The sequence below is a fragment of the Chitinophagales bacterium genome (genome assembly GCA_020636495.1).
In the GTDB taxonomy this organism is placed as follows: Bacteria; Bacteroidota; Bacteroidia; order Chitinophagales; family Chitinophagaceae; genus UBA5543.
This window is the reverse complement of sequence record JACJXQ010000008.1, coordinates 2063374-2084170: the sequence shown is the minus strand read 5'-3', so window position 1 is coordinate 2084170 and position 20797 is coordinate 2063374. Positions and strand designations below refer to the sequence as shown.

Sequence of the window (20797 nt, the reverse complement as noted above, 5' to 3'; positions counted from 1 at the left end):
CTTATTCGTCTCTCAATTCTTTACCGGTCAGGTTGAGGAAAACATCTTCGAGGTTAGCTTCTTTAACAGGTTTCGGACGTGTGAAACCACTCGCTACCAGTTTGTCTATCAACTTGTCGGGTGTATCAATCGCTATTATCTTTCCGGCATCCATAATGGCTACCCGATCGCAGAGTTCTTCTGCCTCATCCATGTAGTGCGTGGTGATCACTACTGTTGCACCGCGTTCCCGCACTTTTCTTATCAGGTCCCAGAGATTGCGCCTGGCCTGTGGGTCCAGTCCGGTTGTGGGTTCATCCAGGAATATGATCTTAGGTTCGTTGATGAGCGTAGTAGCAATAGAGAACCTCTGCTTTTGCCCTCCTGACAACTGTTTGAATTTGTTTTTGGCTTTATCGCGCAGGTTCACCAGGTCGAGCAGTTCCATGGGTTCTACATGTTGGTTATATAAACCACCGAACAGCCTGATTATTTCTACGAGTGTAAGGTTGGGATAAAAACCTGCTGCCTGTAACTGAACACCAATGATCTTTTTGACGGCACGTGCCTGTTTGTCAATATCCATACCATCCAGTATCACCTCGCCGGAGTTTTTCTCTCTCAAAGTCTCAATGATCTCCAGTGTAGTTGTCTTTCCTGCACCATTAGGGCCTAACAGCCCGAATATCTCACCTTCGTGCACAGCAAAACTTAAATTATCTACTGCTGTAAAATCTCCGTATTTTTTTACCAGGTTGTTCACCCTGATGATGGTGCCGTTCATATATCGTTGGCCGTTAATTAATTTCTGATAACCAGCTACATTAATAGTTGATATAGCTGAATGGTTTCTTTGCTGACTTGTCCGTTCTTTTATTCATATGGGGCAGGTTTTGGTTCCTGCGTTCATAATACAGGCTATCAGCTTTTGACAGCGGGAAGTATTCTTCATATATCAGGCTGTCTACCTGGTATTCTTCTACCTTTTCTATCGACCCTGTAGTTTCGTTATAAAAACGCCATGTACCATGTCTCACAGCCCCCCTATCTGCCCTTACAGCTACCAGTTGTTGAATACCTGTAACAGGATCTTCTACCATGATGGTATCTACTTCTACATCTGGATTAAGCCCCCTGTACAGGCCAATACATGTCACCTGGCCCTTTACAAAGTATTTTACCTCACCATCGTAATAGTCTTTTTTAAAATTCTCTATGGCAACGAGGTCGCCTTCAATATTCACTTTATACCATGGCCCTGTTTTCAAACCATTGTAGTATGAACCTATTTCGGTATAAGCAGGGTTGCCGCGGTTTTCCTGGATCTTATTCAGCCACATGCCTGTTTTTCTACCCTTACTATCCAGCTGATTGAGCTTTTGTTTTTGCTTTTTGGTATCAGGTATCTGCTGTGCAGCAACTACTTGCGCATAGCATATCATAACAAACATAATTACCAACCGGAATAACCCCATATTCAAATATTGTTATACAGCGAATGACGTACCGCAACCGCACGTGCTGCTGGCATTCGGGTTACTGAATGCAAATCCGCGGGCGTTAAGTCCCTTCTGGAAGTCTATCTCCATGCCCTGCAGATATAATCCATGTGCATTCTTCATAATAACGGGAATACCGTCAATTTCGTACAAAGTATCATCCGCTTCCTGTTCGTCGAACCCCAACACATAGGTCATACCTGAACAACCACCACCTTTGACACCTACCCGCAGGTATTGTCCCTGGATAAAATCAGGTTCATTCATCAGTCTTTTTATTTCCTCTATCGCACCTTCTGTAAATTTTACCGGTGCATTTACCGTTGTTTCCATTACGTATGTATTTTCTACAAAGTTACCACACCCTGTACCGGTAACCAAATAAGCATATGGTAAGCCTGTATTTGTGAAATAAATATATTGAAAACAATTGGTATAACATTTATACCTTAACATTTTTATATTTGCCAACGTAAAGCAGATTAATAATTATGAGCGAGGTAACAGACATGGTCATTGATGATGCCGGCAATCAAATGAAAAAGGCCATCAGCCATTTAGAAACAGAATTAAGCCGTATAAGGGCAGGCAAAGCCAATACACAGATATTAGATGGTATAAATGTAGATTATTATGGCAGCCCCACACCGCTGAACCAGGTAGCTAACGTAACAGTGACCGATGCAAGGACACTAAGCATACAACCGTGGGAAAAGCCTATGCTGGCAGTAATAGAACGTGCGATCATAGCATCGAACATAGGATTGAATCCGCAAAATGACGGAAACATAATCCGTTTGTTTTTACCACCTCTAACAGAAGAACGTCGTAAAGAACTGGTAAAAAGGGTGAACGGCGAAGGTGAACAAGCAAAAATAGCCGTTCGCAGCATACGCAGAGATGCGATAGAACAAATAAAGAAAGAGCAGAAAGAGGGCCTTAGTGAAGACGCTGCAAAAGATGCAGAAGCCGAAGTGCAGGCTTTGACAGATAAACACATTGCATTGGTAGACCAGCACTGTAAGGACAAGGATAAAGAGATCATGACCATATAACAGGTTGACACATAGTATTTAAGAAGCCCGTACATAAAGCGTTGTACGGGCTTTTTTCATACTGCGAGTGAATTTCCTGTCTATTGTTTTAATTAAATGAATATTGGAGTGTGAAAATGTGCCTGTTTTTTATATTTTTAATGCAGTTAACATTTATATCAATTCCGTAAAATTTTCTTTATGAAAACCAGGATATTATCCATAGCGTTATTACTTGCCTCAACCGCTTCGATTGCACAAAACAAAGAAGCTGTAGACTATCAATACAAGAACAACAGCTTTAGTGTAGCACAACAGGAAAAGCAACTGACCAATGCCAGCACAGGTAAACTTTTTTACAGCAGGTTACAGGCTTTTGACAGTTTTAACAAAAAATCGTTGCTGCCTTATTTGTCCAGGGAAAATTTTTATGCTTACCTGGAAAAGTTCAAAGGGCTGATGGATATAGCCAATATGAATGGTTATAACAACCAGGTGAAGGCTATCAATACCATGTATAACAACATCAAGGGATTGAGCAGGTTATCTGCTAATGATGCACACAGGTACAGTCTGTATGAAATAACGGCACCTGTGTACAAGGCGATAGATGAGAGTTGGGGAAGTGACGTGGTTGACGCAATCATAAAAGAGGCTTACCTGAATCTGTACGACTATGTAAAATCGAAGGTGGCCAGCGGAGAGAGAGAGTTTGCCAATGCTATGGCATATGTGAATATGGATCCGATAAAAACAGATGAGTCTAAAGGCAGCTGCCCTTACACAGTAAATATTGACAAAAAAGTGCTTAAGAAAGATGATATCGAAGTTTATTTCTGCGACCTGGCATTGTTCAGGAAAATAAGCAAGAAATATACTGCAGGCTTACTGCAAGGCCCCATTAACGGCTGGCAGGCGTACAAAGACGAGAGCCAGGTAGTACGTGCCTTGTTACAGGCTTACGAGGGCAAAAAAGAGATCCCGGCCTACTACGTATACATGTACAAATTAAAAGACTATGGCAACCCGGCTACCGTTCAGCAAAATCTCCACAAAGACATGAACTGGTTTGTATGGGTTTTCCGCAATGGTGTATTATACTATTCTTATATGGCAGTGCCTTGCGCCGACCTGAATATGACGACTGTATATGAAGAACGTCCGCAACCGGCGCTTGATGGCAGCGACCCGGGTGCAGCAGTTTTTGAATAATAAAAAATAACAGAACAATACGAACAGGCGGCTGAGCGATCAGCCGCTTTTTTTTATTGATAGAATACCGCTACATCATCTAATGATCTGCGAACCAGGTCAGGAACAAGACATTCATCTGCAGGATACCCGACAGGAATTAACAGAAAAGGCTTTTCATGTTCCGGCCTGTTGAGGATCTTCGCCAGGAAATTCATAGGGCTTGGCGTATGTGTAAGTGCAACCAATCCGGCATTATGAATTGCCGTTAACAGGAAACCTGCTGCCAGGCCTACACTTTCCTGCACATAGTAATTATTCTTTTTCTTACCATTCTCACCGGGCTCGTATATACGTTTAAATACGACAATCAACCATGGTGCTATTTCAAGAAATTCTTTATGCCAGTCAGTTTGCAATGGCAAAAGATCTTCCAGCCATTCAGGCGGCATTCTATTATTATAGCTCTCGTATTCCTCTGCTTCAGCCGCTTCCCTGATCTGTTTTTTTAGTTCGGGATTGCTGATGGCACAAAAGGTCCATGGTTGTTTATGAGCACCGGAAGGAGCAGTAGAAGCAGTCATGATAATATCCTCAATCACCTTTTCAGGAACGTGTTTGTCTGAAAAATCACGTACGGTTCTGCGTTTTTCCATCCATTGCATAAAAGCTGCAGCACGCTGTATCGTTTCCTCCTCTCCGTAAGTTTCTTTTGTATATTTTATAAACGGGAACCCGTTGATGATCTGCTTATCCATAAATTGCCTTGTAGCTTTGAAACCATTATCACTCTGCTTTTGTCCATACTGCCGTGCGTCCTATCCATGAAAAACCGATATAACCCCGGACATCCAGTTTATCTCCTTTGAACGTAATGTTGCAGGAGTACGTTTTACCGTTCTTTGGATCATAGATCGTTCCGTCCTCATAACCGTTGTCTCCATCCTGCACAAAACCTTTCAGTACCATTAGTCCCAATAACGGATCATTCCTTTTGCTTTTGTCCGGATTGTTCTCATCTACCCTTGCCTTTCCGTCTTTTACAGGTGTTTCCAGCCAGTCTATCTTTCCGTAATATTTGTCATTCTTTGCTTTGTATATCTTTATTTTGGCTGTCTTTTCCTGGTTATACCACAGCCCCTCTATCTGTTCAGACTGTGCAAAAGCAGACTGTTGCCACAAGAAGAAAATGCATAAAATAAAAAATCTGACGAATACCTGTTTATACATAACCGGATAGTTTTGTTATGTACAAATTACTAAATAACTATGAGAAAAAATCAGTTACGGTCAGTAATAGAACCAATACCGGTAACTTTTGAAGTAAGTTCAGGATGACCGGTATAGCCTATCTCACCTGCACCGCTTATACGCGCGTCCAGCTTGTTGGTTACATGCAAACGCATATCGCCGGCACCGGAAACCCTGGCTTTTGCCTCTGCAGTGACCAGCTTTTCAGCGTTTACTTCTCCTGCACCTGTAACTTTGTAGTTTGCACTATTTACTGTTCCGGAATTAATATCCAGTTCTGAAGCACCGGATAATACCACATCAAGTTTATCAATGTGCATTTTTTCTATTTCAACATCAGACGCACCACGAACATGGAGTTCAAAATCATCTCCGTTTAAATCTCCGTGTATTTTAGCGTCAGCCGCGCCATTTATTTGCAGCTTAGCCAACCTGGGCAGGTGGATGTTTATATCTATGTTACTGAAATCAAAATTCAAAATACCGCTCTTCCTGTATACGCGCAGCGTACCTGCTGTTACCTCAGTTTTAATATACTCGTGCAGGTTGTGGTGTGTTTTCACATCTACCTCTGCAGTTTCGCCTACATATATATTAGCATTACCGGGCAGATCGATAATTATTTTATCGAAATCACTTACAGATTTCTGTTCAGTAGTTATAGCCCCCTCACCATGTACGGTTTCTTCTTTACAAGATGCGGCTAACAATAACAATGATGCTGTTGCCATAACAGCAACAGAGTGGAAATATTTTTTCATGAAGGTGTATTTTATAATGATATGAACGGGTTATGCTTTGCCCCTGTAACTCTTCCACCACACAAAACCAATTGTCCCCATGATGCCAAGAGGCAATGCAGCCAGGTACAGTATGCCGCCATTAAGCCCTTTTGCGCTTTTATCGTCCAACTGAGATGCTGTTTTGGTACACATAGAGCATCCCTGTGCAAATGCAGCCGGTGCCACACAAGTCAACATCAGTATTATCAACAACTTCTTGCTCATATAGCAAATTTAAGGATTTTATGCTGAATAATAAGGCGATATCATCAGGTAAACTATAACCCCTGTAACACTGACATAGAGCCATAGCGGCCAGGTGTACCGGGCCAGTTTCTTATGGCTGGCATATTCGCCCGTGAGCGAACGGTAAGCCGTGAACAGGATGAAAGGCAGAATGATAGTTGCCAGGAATATGTGCGTAATAAGGATGAAGTAGTAGAAATAGCGGATATTACCTTCACCGCCATAAACAGTATCACCGGCCAAAAGGTGGTGTGCTATATACGATACAAGGAAAACAACAGACAATGTGATGGCTGTAAGCATAATGCTTTTATGCTGTTGATAGTTTTTGTTCTTCACAGCAATCAGCGCCCATACCAGCAAGACAGATACAGCCGAATTGATAATGGCATTGATCATAGCAAATACGTGCACATCAAAGCCCAGGTCTACCTCAAGCTTTACCTTAGATAATATAGCCACAGCCGCAAAAACAACAAACGACACTGTATATATCAGCAGGCGTGCTTGTTTATCATTCTTTTTAAGTACAGGCGTCAACATTACTAACAGTTTTTATATTTTATGCCTTCTTTTATGTTTCTTTTCCAGCGTGAGCAGTATGATATCATCAGCGCAACGTCTTAATTCTGCCGTATCCAACCCGTCATAATACCCACGGATATGTCGGTCTTTGTCCAGTAATATCAGCTTCTGAGAATGGATAAAATCGTCTGCCCCCTGGTGCCCCTCCCCCATTACCACATGCAGTTCATTGTAGGCGTAGTTATAGATCGTATCCCTGCTACCTGTCAGGAAATACCAATGGTCATGATCTACTCCGTTCCTGTCAGCGTATTGACGCATAGCCGGGAAACTATCTCTTTCAGGATCCACCGTTATCGACACCAGTTGTACAGTAGTATCATTTTTCTTAAATGCCTTTTGCAACATTTTGATATGCTGTGTGAGTTGCGGGCAAACAGTAGGACAAGTTGTAAAGAAAAAATTGACCACTACGATCTTATCAGACAGGTCTTTGTTGACAGACACCGGTTTGCCAAACTGGTTGATAAGCGTAATATCGGCCACCTTATGAAAATTGGTGTCAACATATGTTGCTCCGTCCTCCTGTACGGTATCAATACTATCTACAATATAATAGTCAGGCAGAAATATTTTGTCTTTTGACATTACCTTGGCTATTATATAAAAAGACAGCGGTAGCAAAAATGCTACCGCCAGTCCACCTATAAATCCTTTATTCCATTTCATTTTAGTCATCCTCGAATCCTACCTGCTCTTTTTTAAATGACCGGATATTACCTGTATGTTTCGTTCATGAACAACCAGAAATCGCCATCTGCAAGGAATGCGATAATGAACCAGATGAAGAGCACCAGCGGAACCAGTACCAGCATCATGAAATTCTTCACCTCATCGCCCAGGTGCATAAATATGGCAACGATAAAACCGGCTTTTACCAATGTAAGTGCCAAAAATATTGTGTTCAATATAGGACGAGGCCATGAGTATGCAAATAACAGACCCAATGATACCTCAACAATAGTAACAATAGAAAGGAGTATCAACACATTGGTGATCCTTTTTATCTGCTTTTTACTTTCAGGAGAATTAATGTCTGTGTGGTGTGACATTATACCTGAATAAAGCTTAGACTGGTCGCCTTCGTAATAATGTAATTTTTCGCCTTCGCTATAAGTATGTTCTGACATTGTTTATTTGTATTAAATGTTGTGAGTGTTTTAGATTATAATAAGTAGAAGCAAGTGAATACGAATACCCAAACCAGGTCTACAAAGTGCCAGTACAGCCCCACTTTCTCGATCATTTCGTAGTGGCCTCTGTTATGGTAAGTACCATTAACGGTATTGATAAGGATTACTGTCAGGAAGGCAACCCCACTCGCAACGTGGAAACCGTGAAAACCGGTAATGGTAAAGAAGAAGTTGAAGAAGCTGTGTGTAGCCTCCGTCAGTTGCTCAGGAGTAGCTGCGGCATATTCAGCTGCATTGGTGTTAAAGAAACCTTCGTACATGCTTCTTGGTGTATCAGGATCTGTAAATGTTCCCCATAGACCACCTGTAAGATGTCCAAGGTGTGTCCACTCCCAAGCCTGACAGCTTAAGAATGCTATACCACCGACAATCGTCCAAAGCATCCATTTTATAACGCCTTGCTTATCGCCATAGTGACCGGCGTGTACTGCCAACACCATGGTTACGGAGCTTGCGATCAATATAAACGTCATCAAACTCACGAATACCAACGGAAGGTTTGCGTGTCCCATGAACGGAAACGCGTGGAATACGTGGTTCGGATCGGGCCATACCGCACTGAAGAAACGTTTGGTACCGTATGAAATAAGAAATGCACCGAAAGTAAAGGCATCTGACAATAGGAAGAACCACATCATCATTTTACCATAACTAACGTTAAACGGGGAGCGTCCGCCACCCCATGCTTTTGTTTCGACAGTCGTTGCTGAAGCGTTTGCCATAGATATTTATATAATAATTACTGTTTGGTCAATTTGGATGCGAATTTCGCAACTATTTTATTGATTTGCCAGAAAGAACACAAATAAATAAATCCACAATACATCAACAAAATGCCAGTATATGGCTACTATCTCCAGTCCGGTAGCGTTGTAGACCTTTACCCTTGTTCTAAAGGCACGGAAAAATACAATTAATAAAGCAATTATTCCACCTAAAATGTGCAATAAATGCAGACCTGCAATAACAAACAGAAAACTCTCGCTGGGGTTACCACTCACTTTGATGTTATTGCTATATAACTGCTGAAAACCAACCCATTGCAATACGGCAAATAACAAGCCCAAAACAAGTGTTGTTGTGATAAGTACCTTATAACGTGGTATTGCCCGTTGCTTAAAGGCTTTCAAACCCAAATGAATAGTAATGCTGCTGGCAACGATAACAAATGTTGAAATCCAGAAAGTAAATGGTAGCTGGTAATACACCCAATTACCCTGTGCGTGGCGTACGATATATGCACTAGTGAGACCTGCAAACATCATCACGATGCTACCCATTGCCATATACAGGGCAAACTTGTGCGGGTGCATTTTTTTTCTTTCCCCCTGCTGGTTCATGATCTTTTCCATATTTGTATGAATGTTTGTTTGTTATATTTTGTCAAAATATAATGCCAACAAGGTTACAGGTAGGTAAATAAACGAGGCAAACATGACACGTTTGGCCGATTTATAATCATTATGTACAAAAAACAGCACCGTGGCAGCAAAGTACATGAAGCCACAAATAAGCATCAGTAACATGCCGATCTTACCGCTGATACCGATCATAGACGGTACAAATGAAATAGGGATCAACACGATGCTGTAGAACATTGACTGCAGTGCGGTAAATTTAGAAGTACGCTCCTGTGATGGCAACATACTGATACCTGCCTTCAGGTATTCATCGTACCCCACCCAGCCTATGGCCCAATAGTGTGGAAATTGCCAGAAGAACTGTATCATGAACAATACCCAGCCACCCAGTCCCAGGCTGCCGGTAGCCGCTACCCACCCCAACAATGGTGGTAAAGCACCCGGTATAGCACCTATGAAGACGGCTACAGGATGTATCCTTTTCATAGGCGTATAGGCAAAACCGTATAATAGTAAAGATATAAAACTAAGTAAGCCTGTTAGCGGGTTAAAATGGTAGGCAAGTAACAACGCACCACTTACACCGGCTATAACGGCAATGATCCACCCTTCGGTAACACTGATGCGGCCTTGTGGGATAGGACGATTCTGTGTACGGGTCATCATTTTATCGCCTTCGCGCTCCAATACCTGGTTGATCGTGTTAGCGCCACCTGTAACCAGGATACCGCCAATAAACAACATAGCTACGTTCGTAAGGTCGAAAGCGATACCCGGGGCCAGCAGGTAGCCAATCACGCTGGAAAAAACCACCATAAAACTCAGGTTGGGTTTCAACAGCAGGCTGTAATCTTTAGTACGGCCCAGTAAGAAAAGTTGCCATTTGGCTTTGATCGACTGTTCTTTTAACATGCTTATTTCAGGCAGATCGTTAAAAAAGTAGTGCAAAGGTACTAAACCACGGCCTTATTATTAAGGATAATTTAAGATTAAATATACACAGGCAAAAAGCACATGCCGTTGTATCAATTAAAAGACATGACAATATATACAATCTTAAAATGTAGTAACATATTACAGCCAACATGTTGCCAGCTGTAATATGCAAATAACAGCTTATACGTCTGCTTTGTGCAGGTGGACATCCATTTGCGGGAAAGGTATGCCTATACCGGCCTTATCAAATGCTTTTTTCATATGCTCTGTGAGGTAGCGGTGAACCGTCCAGTAATCCTCAGTTTTGCACCAGGGACGTACGGCAAAATTCACAGAACTGTCGGCCAGCTCGCTGACAAAAATGTCAACAGGTTTTGTTTTATCTATTTCTGAGCAACTATCTACCACCTGCTGAATGACCTCTTTCGCCTTGTCGATATCGTCAGAATAACCAATGCCGAACGTCATAGGTACTTTTCGCTCAGTATTGGTTGACAGGTTCTCGATCGGTCCGGACAGTATACCGCCGTTTGGAACGATCACTACCCTGTTGTCCAATGTGGTCAATATGGTATTGAATATCTGTATCTCTTTAACAGTGCCGGAATATCCCTGGGTAATGATGAAGTCGCCTACCTTATAATACCTGAACAGTAGGATAACAATACCAGCTGCCATATGGCTCAGGTTGCCTTGCAGGGCCAGACCTACAGCAAAAGCCAGGGCACTTAGTATAGCAACAAATGACGTAACTTCTATACCGAACATAGAAGCGGCACTCAGTAATACCAACACCTTGATGGCAATACTTATCAATGATGTTATGAATGGCGCCAGTGACTCGTCAACTTCCCGTTTCAGCAGTATCTTTCGCACTTTTGCTGCCAAAAAACCAGCCAGCCAGAAACCGACGATGAGGGTTACAACAGCGCCTAAAAGACTTGGGGCATACTTTACCACCATTAATTTGATCTCTTCTAAATAATCCATAAACTATACTTTAAAATATGTGTGATCGAATGGGGATAATATAATAAAACCATTCTAAAGGCTGTTAACAGGTGATATTGTCAAATTGTTCAGCTTACGGAACAAGCAAGAAAAGCAGGAGATAAACATCCCCCGCCCTTTTGCTTGTTTATGTTACTCAAAACTACTCTCAATAATAAGTACGAACGGTATTGGCTTATGGTTTTCAACATCGTTTATCTTAATATTGTATCTAAGTACTTTATTTAACGATACGAAATATGAGATACACCATTGCTGCCTTACTGATAGCTATAATCATGTTGCAAGGTGTGCACAGTTCCGCCCAGTGCACTATCAGCGTTTCCATTGTCCAATTTCCGGATACGATATGCGAAGGCGCTTCATTTACACTAAGTGCCAATACAGGTACGGCAGGTGTGAATTTTCAATGGAGCGGTCCCGGCAACTACAGCAACACGGGACAGAATATCACGATACCTATAAGTACTAAATCTCATGCAGGAACCTATAAAGTAGTGGCTACTAAAACAGGCTGTACATCTGACAGCGATACCGTTGCTATTACTGTTCATTACAAACCTGACATCCCGGGCATTCAGACCAATGGTATAATATGCATCGGCGACACGATGAAGCTCACTTTAAAGCCCTACCCATCAAGGGTAGGACAAACTTTTATGTGGTGGGGACCGGCAGGTTTCAGTGAAACAGACACCTTTGCCTTTATCCCTAATGCATCTAAAGCCAACGCAGGAAATTACTTTTCGCTGGCGACAGACACTTTTGGTTGTGTATCGGACACCGGCAAATATGTTAGAGCACCGGAAACCATTAATACAAGGCCTGCTACCCCGGTAGCTTCAGGCATCAACCAGATATGCAAGGGAGACACATTGAAGATAACCGGCCCTGCAATACTAACAGGGCAAAAATACCATTGGAATGGTCCTGCATCATTGACTTTCAGTACAAAAGACATCTCATTAGCCAACTACACGCTTACAGGTATCAATAGTTTCATACTGACTGTAGATAGTATGGGCTGTTACTCCGAGCCCGATACAGTAGACATAAATGTACTGCCAACATCTGCGCCTAAAGTAACCATAAGTGCAAACCCGGGATTTATTGTAGGGCCAAATGCAGACGTAACCCTGACAGCTAACCCCGTAGATACCGGACTGAACATACAATACCAATGGAAAATAAATAGTAATGATGTAAACGGTGCCACCAATAAGACCTTTAAAGTGACAACACTGGTTGATGTTACGCATGGCGATGCCATTTCGGTGGGTATAACAACCGGACCTACATGCAACAGTACCAAGACGGTTGTAAGTGCACCAGTGGTTATAAATATCGACCTTGGCGTAGATGATGTTAATACGGACGACGAAGTCGCGATATATCCGAACCCGGCCGGCAACGTGATACATATCGATCTAAAGACAGAAGAATTGATAAACGCAATCATCTGTAATACTACCGGGCAGGTAATGGTCAATACCAACCTTAGCGAGAAAGAAACTGTCAATATTAGTAAACTAACACCGGGAGCCTATTATATAAGGTTGATTGGAAGTAGTTTGAACAAGACATATCAATTCATTAAGCGATAAAAAAGATATTTCGGTTATGTTAAAAGCTTTTCTTATTCTTTTGATATTACCGATAACTTGCTGGATTAACAAATCATCTGCAGCTACCTATACCGCCATACAATCAGGGTTGTTTTCAGCATCATCTTCCTGGGATAATGGAGTCCCCCCGCTTGTATTATCTTCAACCGACACGATTACTATACCTGCCGGAATTACCATAAAAATTGATAACAACATCACTGTTAACACTGTTGGTTCATCCATCGTAATAGACGGTATATTGATTGATTCTGTAACCTATAATTTTCCTTCAATATATTCTGACACACTGTATATAGGACAAGGGCACATAGGAGGTTCCGGGCTGATCGCGATCAGGAATTTTGTAGCGCTACAAAACCTTTCGTTAGACTTCGCGGGGCAAATGAACATTGCTTTTTTTTACTGCCATGGTATAAAACAAAACCTTGCTACTACCAAAGTAACCATTAAGAGCAACCTGTATCTGCTGGAAAATGACTATTTAATATCTAACGGAGTATTAGCACTCGATTCTTTTGCAACTGTCAACATCTATGACGGCAATCTTAAACCTTCGGGCAATCAATATACAATTGACTTTAACAATACCCATACCATATCATACAACAACATACAAGCGAGACTAACCGGTGAAGAGCTGAATTTTGGCACAGCAGCCGCCGACATATACATAAGTACAGCCACTGAAGTCCGACTTTCGAAAGACCTGCACATATACAGAACTCTGACCTTCAGGGAAGGATCTCTGACACTGGCAGGACATGACCTTGTTTTTGAGAACACAGCGGACTTCTATGACCTTTCCGGTTTTTCGAACCATGGCAGGATATATGCAGATACTAACTCAAACGTAAGAGTGTATTGTGACCATAACCTTTCGGATGCTTTGAACATAAATGGAGTGTTGAACGACTTTGAGCTCAATATGGGTGCTCCGAAATCAGTGGTCAAAATAGATGCAGACCTGAGTGTAAGCGGTGTACTTTACCTGAAGCAAGGATTATTAGACGTTGGCTTCAGCAGGATATACGCAACAACATTAGGCAGCGGAACTTACGGTGGCTCGGAGCATAGCTACCTTATAATGGAAGATACTCTTACAGTTACTGACTACCTGCTCATTGGCCAGCTGTGGAGATGGATACCCTCCGGCGCTACGCTTCATTTTCCAGTAGGTACCAAAGACCATTATACACCTGTAAATGTAACTAATCACTCATCTACCGCCGACCATGCGAAAGTCAGTGCAATAGATGGTGTCCGCTATAATGGTGTGTATGGTTATTTCCTTTCCGGCAACCAACCTACGACTTCAGTTTCATGGGCCGTTCAAACAGACATCAACCCTGACGATGCGGAGGTGGAATTAACATGGCCCGGAACATGCGAAGTGAATGGCCTGAACAGGAACAATGCTTACATCTCATTCTACAAAGAATATCCAACACCTTGGGATTCAATAACGCCGGGCCCTGCCTACTCTTTGCCGGGAGGCTACTATGGCCTAAAAAGAACCTTCAAATATGTAACAGTTTTTGGCAACAGGAACAGACATGTATACATGGCAATATTTGACGATAAGACATCATTGTTTTCAGAAGATATCTTTGCTTCAAAGGCCATGAGTATCTACCCGAACCCCGTTATGGACCAAATGACAATTACCGGAATTGACACAAAAATGCCTGTCATTGTAACCAATATATCCGGCCAATATTTCCCGTTGCCGGTTACCTTAAAAGGTAATGATATTCTCATGAATACCACTAATTTGCCCTATGGTGTGTATTTTGTCAGGATAGGCGGCAAAACTGCAAAGTTTGTAAAACAATACTGATACAAAACCAAATCGTGGTTTTAAGTGTTTATAAACTATGGTAGGGAAATTTCTGAAATGGATCAGGCAGCATTACCTGGCCATCATTAACAGTATAGCATTCTATCCGGCTATTATCGCCTTCTGTTTTCTTTTAGGAGCAATAGGTTTGTTTTTTTTCGACCATTCTGATATAGGGCATAGTATAAAAGACCTGACACCATGGCTAACGCTGAAAGACCCTGGTACGGCCAGAACTATCCTGGCTACTATTGCAGCCGGTATCCTGTCACTTTCAGTTTTTAGTTTTTCTATGGTGATGATACTGCTCAACCAGGCGGCAGTCAACATGTCTAACCGGATACTGGACATGATGATCGGCAACCGGTTTCACCAGGTGATCCTTGGTTTTTACATCGGTACTATCGTTTTTGCATTTTTCCTACTCAGCACCATAAGAGATGCTATTACCGAAGTGCCTATACCCTCTTTGAGCATCTACTCGCTTATTATACTCACAATTACAGATATATTCCTGTTTATCTACTTCCTGCACTACATTACACAATCAGTAAAGTACGAAACCATTATAGCACGTATTACCGACAATACCCGAAAGGCTTTTGCAGAATATTACGTGAATGAAAGGGAACCGACACATGATGATACTCTTTTCACAGGGCAAACGTTATATGCGCGTAAGTCAGGTTATTACCAGGGTTTTGCAGAAAAGAGGTTGCTCGATTATGCAACAGAACATAATTGCAGGATATCTATCATGCACCCTTCCGGCACTTATCTTGTAGCAGGTACCGCAGTTGCAGCAATAGAAGCCACCGGGGAACTTGATGCAACACACCTGCAACCCATAGCTGATGCGATAGATATTTTCGCTCAAAAGAACAATATGCCACTGCACCCCTACCTTGGCTGTACACAATTGTCAGAAATAGCAGTTAAAGCACTGAGTCCCGGCATAAACGACCCCGGCACTGCCATACTCAGCCTGAACGCTTTAGCCGAATTACTCTCATTTTGCCTGCACAAAGAACCGGTAATGCACTATAAAGACAGCGATGAAACCGTGCGCATTACCACAAGGGAGTATGAATTCAAAGACTATATCAATGGTTGTATCATGCCCATATGGGACTATGGCAAAGACGACAGGATGATACAGCAGGCATTCAAAAACGTATTAATACAATTACAAAACATTTCACGCCACGAAGCCGATGTTAAAATGATACAAAAGTTATTGAATATCGTAAATTCGGCCATCGAAGAACAGAAACAATAATACACAGGTATAACATTTTACATACATTGATTACCATTACAAGCGTACAAGACAAACACAACAAGGCACTGGCACACATAATACGCACCAGCCTGCAGGAATTTGATATAGACCTGAACGGTACTGTATTTGTGGATCCCTACCTGGACAATATGAGCGGGCACTTTACAGTACCCACCAAAACCTACTTCGTTGCCGAAGAGGACGGAGAAGTGATAGGAGGTTCCGGTATAGGGCCACTGGATGACACCAGTACTGAAGTTTGTGAACTGCAAAGAATGTTCCTTACCAAAACGGCGAGAGGTAAAGGCATAGGCAAACAACTGATGGCGGTGTGCCTGGCTAAAGCAAAGGAGATGGGTTTTAAACAATGCTACCTTGAGACATTTGAAGAAATGACCGATGCCATAGGCCTGTATGAACGCAGCGGGTTCAGGTATTTGGACGCTCCGATGGGCAACACAGGGCATTTTGCCTGTAAGACATGGATGCTTATAGACCTGTAATGGCACAATAAGACAGAACAAGCTTCGTTATATATGCAGTCCAAACTTATTGTAAATGAAAACCACAGTTGCTGTACTGGCCCTATCGGTATTGATATGCGCCTGCAATAAGAACAAGGCAATACCTGTAAACAATACAAACGAACCGGTACAGGTAATTGACTCTGCCCTGCTATTCGACAATATTTCAGACAGTGTTTTAATGGGAGTATATGACAGTATCAATATTCCATTTATTGTAAGGACCAACTACGAGGGTACACGAAAAATAACGCTGTCAGTATCAGGTATGCCCACACGGCTTAAGGCCGAACTTACGACCAGCAGTGGCACTACACCTTTATCATCAACACTGAAACTTTACACACACCTGCCTGTTGACAAGCCATTGCAAGGCGTTATCATTACAGCAACAGATGAATATGGCCATCAATATAAACAACCTGTAACACTACAATTAAGATACGCTAACAGGGAAATAATTGACATCTTTTATGAGCTGGCAAAAAACGCTACGGATAAACAAACCTATTACATGGATTACGACCCCGAAGCTAGCAAGGAGCCACGCCCGATAAAAGTCTCAGACGGACCCACCTTTAACAAAAACACAGCGACCATGGCAATGTATCTTACAGACTTGTTTTTACTGAACGGTTATGTTTCAGTTCACGACATGGCCCATCCTGAAAACAATATATCTTCTCTTGTAGCCTACCCCGATAAAGGCCAGATATCCTTTACCAGCAATACAATAAAAGGTGCTTTACAATCTACTACCGATACCTTCTCTGTAGTAACAGAAGCACTGAATTATTGCTATGACTTTCCTGATGGTAGCACAGGTTTTAAAATGCCTTATACGGTTAATGCAAAACAATATTATATCAGCGGTGTTTTCTGCTTCAAATGATACATTTGAGGAGGAACCTCAAATCTTATATCTTTGGCGAAAATTAATCCTATATGAGAAATTTCATTCTTTTATTAACCCTCAGTATCAGTTTGCTTACATCGTGCAATAAACCAAGCTCTACTCCGGCACAGGTTACAGAAGAAAACAGTTACATTGTAGCAGGCGTAGTGGATATTAAAATGGGCAATGCAGACAGCAGCGAGATAGCACTTGCCGTATCGCACCAGACAGGCATTCAGAAAAAAATAACCTTTTCATTAACCGGACTTCCCCAATATGCCTATGTAACCTTTGATCCTGCAGGTGGTACAGTGCCCTTCAATACGATCATGACCATTAATACTTATGTAGCAAAAACAGGTGTCTATCCTATAAAGTTATTAGTAACACCCGAAACCGGAACCGCAAAGGAATATACATTTAACCTTACTATAGATGAAAGTAAGCCTTGCAATGAAATTTTCTACAATGCACTACGTCAACTTGAATACCCGGAAGTAACGCGTAATGGCAGCACTGTCGTAAATGACACACGCATTTATTTTGATCAAAACAGCAAAAAACTGTTCTTCACAAAAACAATATTACAACCCGGTAAACCGGGCGAACAGGATTATGTAAGTTATGAAAGCAACGGACCCAAAGATGGTATGGCTTTTGAAATAGATTGCGACAATGCAACTATTAATATTCCTGCAGCAACAATCAAGGGTTCTGCACAACTCAGTAATCCCGTTTCCTTCCAGGTAAATGGTTCGGGCACTGTTAACTGGGCAACAAAAACGTACGAACTGGAGTACAACTCAGTATCACAGAGTAATGAGACCAATACTTATAAGATAAAAGGAAAACTGAAATAACTCGAAATGAGCGATTTGGCACTGCAGCCTATTACTTACAATTAGTGTAAGCACTGTGCCTAACAAAGTAAAGTTATCATCAGTCCTGTCCAAGAAAAAGATAATAACCGCTATCACCAAAAACAACTCCAAACTGAGAATTGTTGAATACAATATGTAAGCCCGGCACTTTAGACTTATCTGCCGGAATAAATTGAGTTTGCAAGAATGTTTCAGCTATGCCCATTAGCATAATTATCGGACGTTCTCCAGGATCCATACGATAATACGCAAACTCATTCCCTTTCATATGATCCTTCCATGGATCTGTTTGCCATAACGTATCACCCGCTTGCGAGAGAGCAGTAATAAGCACATGTGATGAATCCAGGATAAACCTGTTGTTAGTAACGGTGTCAGTTACGACATAAATGCCCCATGGGATCATGAAAGTATCTATTTCACCTGTTTCTTTATCCATAGACATGCGTGCTGGCTGAGCATCAATACGCGTAAATATTACCACCAACAACACAGAAACAATCAATATTTTCATCATAGAGTGTGCATTTATTATGAAGATATGGCCATTTTAAACAACCCCAGTCAAAGGATTGTAAAGATTGTGCTGTAGCGTCATTCCTCAGTTACTTACAATCAGTATAAGCACTACCGCATTGGTCATCCGGAGCCAGCCAGCCTTTTATTTGCTTGTCTTCATATAACAGTTCTATCTGCAGCCACTTGCCGTTACAGCCTGTAACGTGATACTCAGGCTCATAGCCTACGGGAACTGTAAATACTAAGGCAGAGGCAGTATCGTCTTTTTTATAGATGGATATAGGCTCAACATAATTGCGTCCGTATACGCTGATATGACTATTCTCTATCCAGCCTACGTCATACCATTTGCGTATACCATACGGGGCTACCTGTAGCATTTTGCCCTTTTGCGCCTGTATGGCAAAGTGAATAAAATCCTCATCCATGGCATTGTTGCCTACCAGGTACAGCTCCGTTTTCTTATCCGGCTGCTCGTACACATGCTCCTCCCATGTATACCGTGTTGACAGAAAGGCTTCGCAGTCGCATTGGTTTTTCTGTGCCTGCACATTGTTTGCACAACACATTAACAACAAAGGAATGAACCGGGCGACTTTCATGCTGAAAAGTTAGGCAATTATATGTTCAGCATAAATGAATTTTATGTATTGACGCGTTGACGCACTGACGCGTCAGTACGTCACTCACAGATCAATTAACTCATTACCTCCTTTAACTGATTAACTTTTATACCTAAATTTGGGCTATGTCTCAAAATGCAGTGACCAAGCAGGATATCCGAAGGGTGAAAGCCGGTATCATTACCGACACAGAAGACCTGTTGGCCACTGAAGAACCACTTGAGATAAGGTTAGTGTACGGGCCATTACATACTAAAAAGAACCTTGCCGTAACCATGCGTACACCCGGCAATGACGAGGAGTTAGCCATCGGGTTCCTGTACACAGAAGGTATTATCAGCAAGGCTGAAGATATAGCCTCCTGTACACAATTAAACGACAACGTGGTACAAGTGACGCTTGCAGCGGGTTGCACTCCCGACCTGAATAGTACGGAACGCAATTTCTATACTACTTCCAGTTGTGGAGTATGTGGCAAGGCATCTATTGATGCTATTAAGACGGAATGTGCCATTTATGACAAAGCTCCCCCATTCACCATACCGGCATCACTTATTTACACGTTACCTTCTATACTCAGGGAACAACAGTCCATGTTTCGCGAAACAGGAGGTATACATGGCGCTGCCTTATTTGACCTCTCTGGCAGGGTCATGCTGGTGCGCGAAGATGTAGGCCGTCATAATGCTATGGATAAGCTGGTGGGCGCAGCACTCAGATCCGGTCTTATTCCCTTGCAGCAACATATACTTTTGCTGAGTGGGAGGGCCAGTTTCGAGCTGGTACAAAAAGCCACAATGGCAGGACTTAAAGTAATAGTTTCGGTAGGCGCACCCAGCAGTCTTGCAGTACAAACAGCAGACGAATTCGGTATAACACTGGCTGGGTTTGCCAAAGAGGACAGGTTCAACATCTATTGCGGATCAGAACGTATAACTACGTGATTTTAAATAAATAACAACAAGTCATCTAAATATAATTATAATAATGAAACTTAGAATAAACGGCAATTCGGTAAGGTTAAGGTTGAGCAAAAGCGAGGTGGACGAGTTTGGCGAAAAAGGATATATGGAAGCGCGTACAGGTTTCGGCGATGTCACGCTGACATATGCCCTATCTGTTACCGATCATTGTGATATGAGGGCTGAATTTGCAGATGGGAAAATAACCATGTACCTGCCTGACACCAAGGCGAAAGAATGGGTGGAGACACCGAAGGTAGGCTTTGATGCGAACATGGACCTGGGTGATGGTAATGAATTGTACCTGCTGCTGGAAAAAGATTTCAAATGCCTGGATAATACCATAGAAGACCAGAGCGATAATTACGAAAATCCGTTAGCAGCGCAGTTCAAGAAATAGCTTGGTCACAAAAACCCACCGCCCAAAGCAGAATAAGAACAATCCATATTTCTGTTAAGGGAATCACCCTGAGACATGTAACTTTTTACTTCATCATATTTATCGCATTCAGCCTGCCCATCTACCCGGCTGCTTTTAAAAGGCACATGAAATGTGGTGTCTTTTGCTGTCGTTTCAC

26 protein-coding genes are annotated in these 20797 nt (G+C 42.1%); 10 read left to right on the top strand and 16 right to left on the bottom strand.

What is annotated here, in order from left to right; all coding sequences use genetic code 11:
• Window position 1 precedes the first annotated feature (1 nt).
• From H6550_09130 to H6550_09120, 3 genes are read right to left on the bottom strand one after another with little or no spacing between them, the layout of a single operon-like run.
• On the bottom strand, window positions 2-763 hold the full coding sequence (locus tag H6550_09130) for an ABC transporter ATP-binding protein (protein ID MCB9046290.1): 762 nt from the start codon (window positions 761-763) through the stop codon (window positions 2-4).
• Window positions 764-803: 40 nt separating this feature from the next.
• Window positions 804-1421, bottom strand: a complete 618-nt coding sequence (locus H6550_09125) for a hypothetical protein (GenBank protein MCB9046289.1) — start codon at window positions 1419-1421, stop codon at window positions 804-806.
• 45 nt (window positions 1422-1466) lie between these two features.
• Complete coding sequence (locus H6550_09120) at window positions 1467-1811, bottom strand: iron-sulfur cluster assembly accessory protein (protein ID MCB9046288.1); 345 nt, start codon at window positions 1809-1811, stop codon at window positions 1467-1469.
• 158 nt (window positions 1812-1969) lie between these two features.
• Here H6550_09120 and frr point away from each other — a divergent pair, with 158 nt between their 5' ends.
• The gene (frr, locus tag H6550_09115; GenBank protein MCB9046287.1) at window positions 1970-2533 is read left to right on the top strand and encodes a ribosome recycling factor; all 564 of its coding nucleotides are present in this window, start codon (window positions 1970-1972) and stop codon (window positions 2531-2533) included.
• A 180-nt stretch (window positions 2534-2713) separates the two neighbouring features.
• Window positions 2714-3724: a hypothetical protein gene (locus H6550_09110; GenBank protein ID MCB9046286.1), complete on the top strand. Its 1011-nt coding sequence runs from the start codon at window positions 2714-2716 to the stop codon at window positions 3722-3724.
• Between the two features lie 53 nt (window positions 3725-3777).
• Here the strand turns inward: H6550_09110 and H6550_09105 are convergent, their stop codons facing one another.
• From H6550_09105 to H6550_09055, 11 genes are all read right to left on the bottom strand, one after another.
• On the bottom strand, window positions 3778-4461 hold the full coding sequence (locus H6550_09105; GenBank protein MCB9046285.1) for a nitroreductase family protein: 684 nt from the start codon (window positions 4459-4461) through the stop codon (window positions 3778-3780).
• Window positions 4462-4489: 28 nt separating this feature from the next.
• Window positions 4490-4933, bottom strand: coding sequence for a DUF2147 domain-containing protein (locus H6550_09100; protein ID MCB9046284.1), 444 nt, complete (start codon window positions 4931-4933; stop codon window positions 4490-4492).
• 50 nt (window positions 4934-4983) lie between these two features.
• Window positions 4984-5715, bottom strand: coding sequence for a DUF2807 domain-containing protein (locus H6550_09095; protein MCB9046283.1), 732 nt, complete (start codon window positions 5713-5715; stop codon window positions 4984-4986).
• Window positions 5716-5745: 30 nt separating this feature from the next.
• Window positions 5746-5961 carry a hypothetical protein gene (locus tag H6550_09090; GenBank protein ID MCB9046282.1) on the bottom strand — a complete coding sequence of 72 codons (216 nt, stop codon included), beginning with the start codon at window positions 5959-5961 and terminating at the stop codon, window positions 5746-5748.
• Window positions 5962-5979: 18 nt separating this feature from the next.
• Window positions 5980-6525 carry a DUF420 domain-containing protein gene (locus tag H6550_09085; GenBank protein ID MCB9046281.1) on the bottom strand — a complete coding sequence of 182 codons (546 nt, stop codon included), beginning with the start codon at window positions 6523-6525 and terminating at the stop codon, window positions 5980-5982.
• A gap of 12 nt (window positions 6526-6537) precedes the next feature.
• The gene (locus H6550_09080) at window positions 6538-7236 is read right to left on the bottom strand and encodes an SCO family protein (protein MCB9046280.1); all 699 of its coding nucleotides are present in this window, start codon (window positions 7234-7236) and stop codon (window positions 6538-6540) included.
• Window positions 7237-7283: 47 nt separating this feature from the next.
• On the bottom strand, window positions 7284-7697 hold the full coding sequence (locus H6550_09075) for a cytochrome C oxidase subunit IV family protein (GenBank protein MCB9046279.1): 414 nt from the start codon (window positions 7695-7697) through the stop codon (window positions 7284-7286).
• Window positions 7698-7732: 35 nt separating this feature from the next.
• A complete protein-coding gene (locus H6550_09070) occupies window positions 7733-8482 on the bottom strand; it encodes a cytochrome c oxidase subunit 3 (protein ID MCB9046278.1) in 750 nt (249 codons plus the stop codon).
• A gap of 57 nt (window positions 8483-8539) precedes the next feature.
• On the bottom strand, window positions 8540-9112 hold the full coding sequence (locus H6550_09065) for a cytochrome c oxidase subunit 3 (GenBank protein MCB9046277.1): 573 nt from the start codon (window positions 9110-9112) through the stop codon (window positions 8540-8542).
• Between the two features lie 21 nt (window positions 9113-9133).
• Window positions 9134-10033, bottom strand: a complete 900-nt coding sequence (cyoE, locus tag H6550_09060) for a protoheme IX farnesyltransferase (protein ID MCB9046276.1) — start codon at window positions 10031-10033, stop codon at window positions 9134-9136.
• Window positions 10034-10237: 204 nt separating this feature from the next.
• Window positions 10238-11047 (bottom strand): mechanosensitive ion channel, encoded by an 810-nt coding sequence (locus H6550_09055; protein ID MCB9046275.1) that lies wholly within the window; start codon window positions 11045-11047, stop codon window positions 10238-10240.
• Between the two features lie 260 nt (window positions 11048-11307).
• Here H6550_09055 and H6550_09050 point away from each other — a divergent pair, with 260 nt between their 5' ends.
• From H6550_09050 to H6550_09025, 6 genes are all read left to right on the top strand, one after another.
• Window positions 11308-12672: a T9SS type A sorting domain-containing protein gene (locus H6550_09050; GenBank protein MCB9046274.1), complete on the top strand. Its 1365-nt coding sequence runs from the start codon at window positions 11308-11310 to the stop codon at window positions 12670-12672.
• A 16-nt stretch (window positions 12673-12688) separates the two neighbouring features.
• A complete protein-coding gene (locus H6550_09045; GenBank protein MCB9046273.1) occupies window positions 12689-14533 on the top strand; it encodes a T9SS type A sorting domain-containing protein in 1845 nt (614 codons plus the stop codon).
• A gap of 37 nt (window positions 14534-14570) precedes the next feature.
• On the top strand, window positions 14571-15812 hold the full coding sequence (locus H6550_09040) for a DUF2254 domain-containing protein (GenBank protein MCB9046272.1): 1242 nt from the start codon (window positions 14571-14573) through the stop codon (window positions 15810-15812).
• A gap of 152 nt (window positions 15813-15964) precedes the next feature.
• Window positions 15965-16318, top strand: coding sequence for a GNAT family N-acetyltransferase (locus H6550_09035; protein MCB9046271.1), 354 nt, complete (start codon window positions 15965-15967; stop codon window positions 16316-16318).
• Window positions 16319-16373: 55 nt separating this feature from the next.
• The gene (locus H6550_09030; protein ID MCB9046270.1) at window positions 16374-17231 is read left to right on the top strand and encodes a hypothetical protein; all 858 of its coding nucleotides are present in this window, start codon (window positions 16374-16376) and stop codon (window positions 17229-17231) included.
• A gap of 53 nt (window positions 17232-17284) precedes the next feature.
• Complete coding sequence (locus H6550_09025; protein ID MCB9046269.1) at window positions 17285-18094, top strand: hypothetical protein; 810 nt, start codon at window positions 17285-17287, stop codon at window positions 18092-18094.
• A 79-nt stretch (window positions 18095-18173) separates the two neighbouring features.
• On the opposite strand, the gene H6550_09020 is transcribed toward H6550_09025, so the two are convergent.
• Together H6550_09020 and H6550_09015 are read right to left on the bottom strand one after the other, a co-directional pair.
• Window positions 18174-18632 carry a hypothetical protein gene (locus H6550_09020; GenBank protein MCB9046268.1) on the bottom strand — a complete coding sequence of 153 codons (459 nt, stop codon included), beginning with the start codon at window positions 18630-18632 and terminating at the stop codon, window positions 18174-18176.
• A gap of 88 nt (window positions 18633-18720) precedes the next feature.
• Window positions 18721-19236: a hypothetical protein gene (locus H6550_09015; GenBank protein MCB9046267.1), complete on the bottom strand. Its 516-nt coding sequence runs from the start codon at window positions 19234-19236 to the stop codon at window positions 18721-18723.
• Between the two features lie 146 nt (window positions 19237-19382).
• On the opposite strand from H6550_09015, the gene fdhD reads away from it, so the two are divergent.
• Window positions 19383-20201, top strand: a complete 819-nt coding sequence (gene fdhD, locus H6550_09010) for a formate dehydrogenase accessory sulfurtransferase FdhD (GenBank protein ID MCB9046266.1) — start codon at window positions 19383-19385, stop codon at window positions 20199-20201.
• Between the two features lie 43 nt (window positions 20202-20244).
• Window positions 20245-20619 carry a hypothetical protein gene (locus H6550_09005; GenBank protein MCB9046265.1) on the top strand — a complete coding sequence of 125 codons (375 nt, stop codon included), beginning with the start codon at window positions 20245-20247 and terminating at the stop codon, window positions 20617-20619.
• Window positions 20620-20797 lie beyond the last annotated feature (178 nt).

What these genes read in the sequence shown, in the direction of transcription:
- H6550_09130 (MCB9046290.1), bottom strand. Translation starts at nt 763, where the DNA reads ATGAACGGCACCATCATCAGGGTGAACAACCTGGTAAAAAAATACGGA.
- H6550_09125 (MCB9046289.1), bottom strand. Translation starts at nt 1,421, where the DNA reads ATGATATGCTATGCGCAAGTAGTTGCTGCACAGCAGATACCTGATACC.
- H6550_09120 (MCB9046288.1), bottom strand. Translation starts at nt 1,811, where the DNA reads ATGGAAACAACGGTAAATGCACCGGTAAAATTTACAGAAGGTGCGATA.
- frr (MCB9046287.1), top strand. Translation starts at nt 1,970, where the DNA reads ATGAGCGAGGTAACAGACATGGTCATTGATGATGCCGGCAATCAAATG.
- H6550_09110 (MCB9046286.1), top strand. Translation starts at nt 2,714, where the DNA reads ATGAAAACCAGGATATTATCCATAGCGTTATTACTTGCCTCAACCGCT.
- H6550_09105 (MCB9046285.1), bottom strand. Translation starts at nt 4,461, where the DNA reads ATGGATAAGCAGATCATCAACGGGTTCCCGTTTATAAAATATACAAAA.
- H6550_09100 (MCB9046284.1), bottom strand. Translation starts at nt 4,933, where the DNA reads ATGTATAAACAGGTATTCGTCAGATTTTTTATTTTATGCATTTTCTTC.
- H6550_09095 (MCB9046283.1), bottom strand. Translation starts at nt 5,715, where the DNA reads ATGAAAAAATATTTCCACTCTGTTGCTGTTATGGCAACAGCATCATTG.
- H6550_09090 (MCB9046282.1), bottom strand. Translation starts at nt 5,961, where the DNA reads ATGAGCAAGAAGTTGTTGATAATACTGATGTTGACTTGTGTGGCACCG.
- H6550_09085 (MCB9046281.1), bottom strand. Translation starts at nt 6,525, where the DNA reads ATGTTGACGCCTGTACTTAAAAAGAATGATAAACAAGCACGCCTGCTG.
- H6550_09080 (MCB9046280.1), bottom strand. Translation starts at nt 7,236, where the DNA reads ATGAAATGGAATAAAGGATTTATAGGTGGACTGGCGGTAGCATTTTTG.
- H6550_09075 (MCB9046279.1), bottom strand. Translation starts at nt 7,697, where the DNA reads ATGTCAGAACATACTTATAGCGAAGGCGAAAAATTACATTATTACGAA.
- H6550_09070 (MCB9046278.1), bottom strand. Translation starts at nt 8,482, where the DNA reads ATGGCAAACGCTTCAGCAACGACTGTCGAAACAAAAGCATGGGGTGGC.
- H6550_09065 (MCB9046277.1), bottom strand. Translation starts at nt 9,112, where the DNA reads ATGGAAAAGATCATGAACCAGCAGGGGGAAAGAAAAAAAATGCACCCG.
- cyoE (MCB9046276.1), bottom strand. Translation starts at nt 10,033, where the DNA reads ATGTTAAAAGAACAGTCGATCAAAGCCAAATGGCAACTTTTCTTACTG.
- H6550_09055 (MCB9046275.1), bottom strand. Translation starts at nt 11,047, where the DNA reads ATGGATTATTTAGAAGAGATCAAATTAATGGTGGTAAAGTATGCCCCA.
- H6550_09050 (MCB9046274.1), top strand. Translation starts at nt 11,308, where the DNA reads ATGAGATACACCATTGCTGCCTTACTGATAGCTATAATCATGTTGCAA.
- H6550_09045 (MCB9046273.1), top strand. Translation starts at nt 12,689, where the DNA reads ATGTTAAAAGCTTTTCTTATTCTTTTGATATTACCGATAACTTGCTGG.
- H6550_09040 (MCB9046272.1), top strand. Translation starts at nt 14,571, where the DNA reads ATGGTAGGGAAATTTCTGAAATGGATCAGGCAGCATTACCTGGCCATC.
- H6550_09035 (MCB9046271.1), top strand. Translation starts at nt 15,965, where the DNA reads ATGAGCGGGCACTTTACAGTACCCACCAAAACCTACTTCGTTGCCGAA.
- H6550_09030 (MCB9046270.1), top strand. Translation starts at nt 16,374, where the DNA reads ATGAAAACCACAGTTGCTGTACTGGCCCTATCGGTATTGATATGCGCC.
- H6550_09025 (MCB9046269.1), top strand. Translation starts at nt 17,285, where the DNA reads ATGAGAAATTTCATTCTTTTATTAACCCTCAGTATCAGTTTGCTTACA.
- H6550_09020 (MCB9046268.1), bottom strand. Translation starts at nt 18,632, where the DNA reads ATGATGAAAATATTGATTGTTTCTGTGTTGTTGGTGGTAATATTTACG.
- H6550_09015 (MCB9046267.1), bottom strand. Translation starts at nt 19,236, where the DNA reads ATGAAAGTCGCCCGGTTCATTCCTTTGTTGTTAATGTGTTGTGCAAAC.
- fdhD (MCB9046266.1), top strand. Translation starts at nt 19,383, where the DNA reads ATGTCTCAAAATGCAGTGACCAAGCAGGATATCCGAAGGGTGAAAGCC.
- H6550_09005 (MCB9046265.1), top strand. Translation starts at nt 20,245, where the DNA reads ATGAAACTTAGAATAAACGGCAATTCGGTAAGGTTAAGGTTGAGCAAA.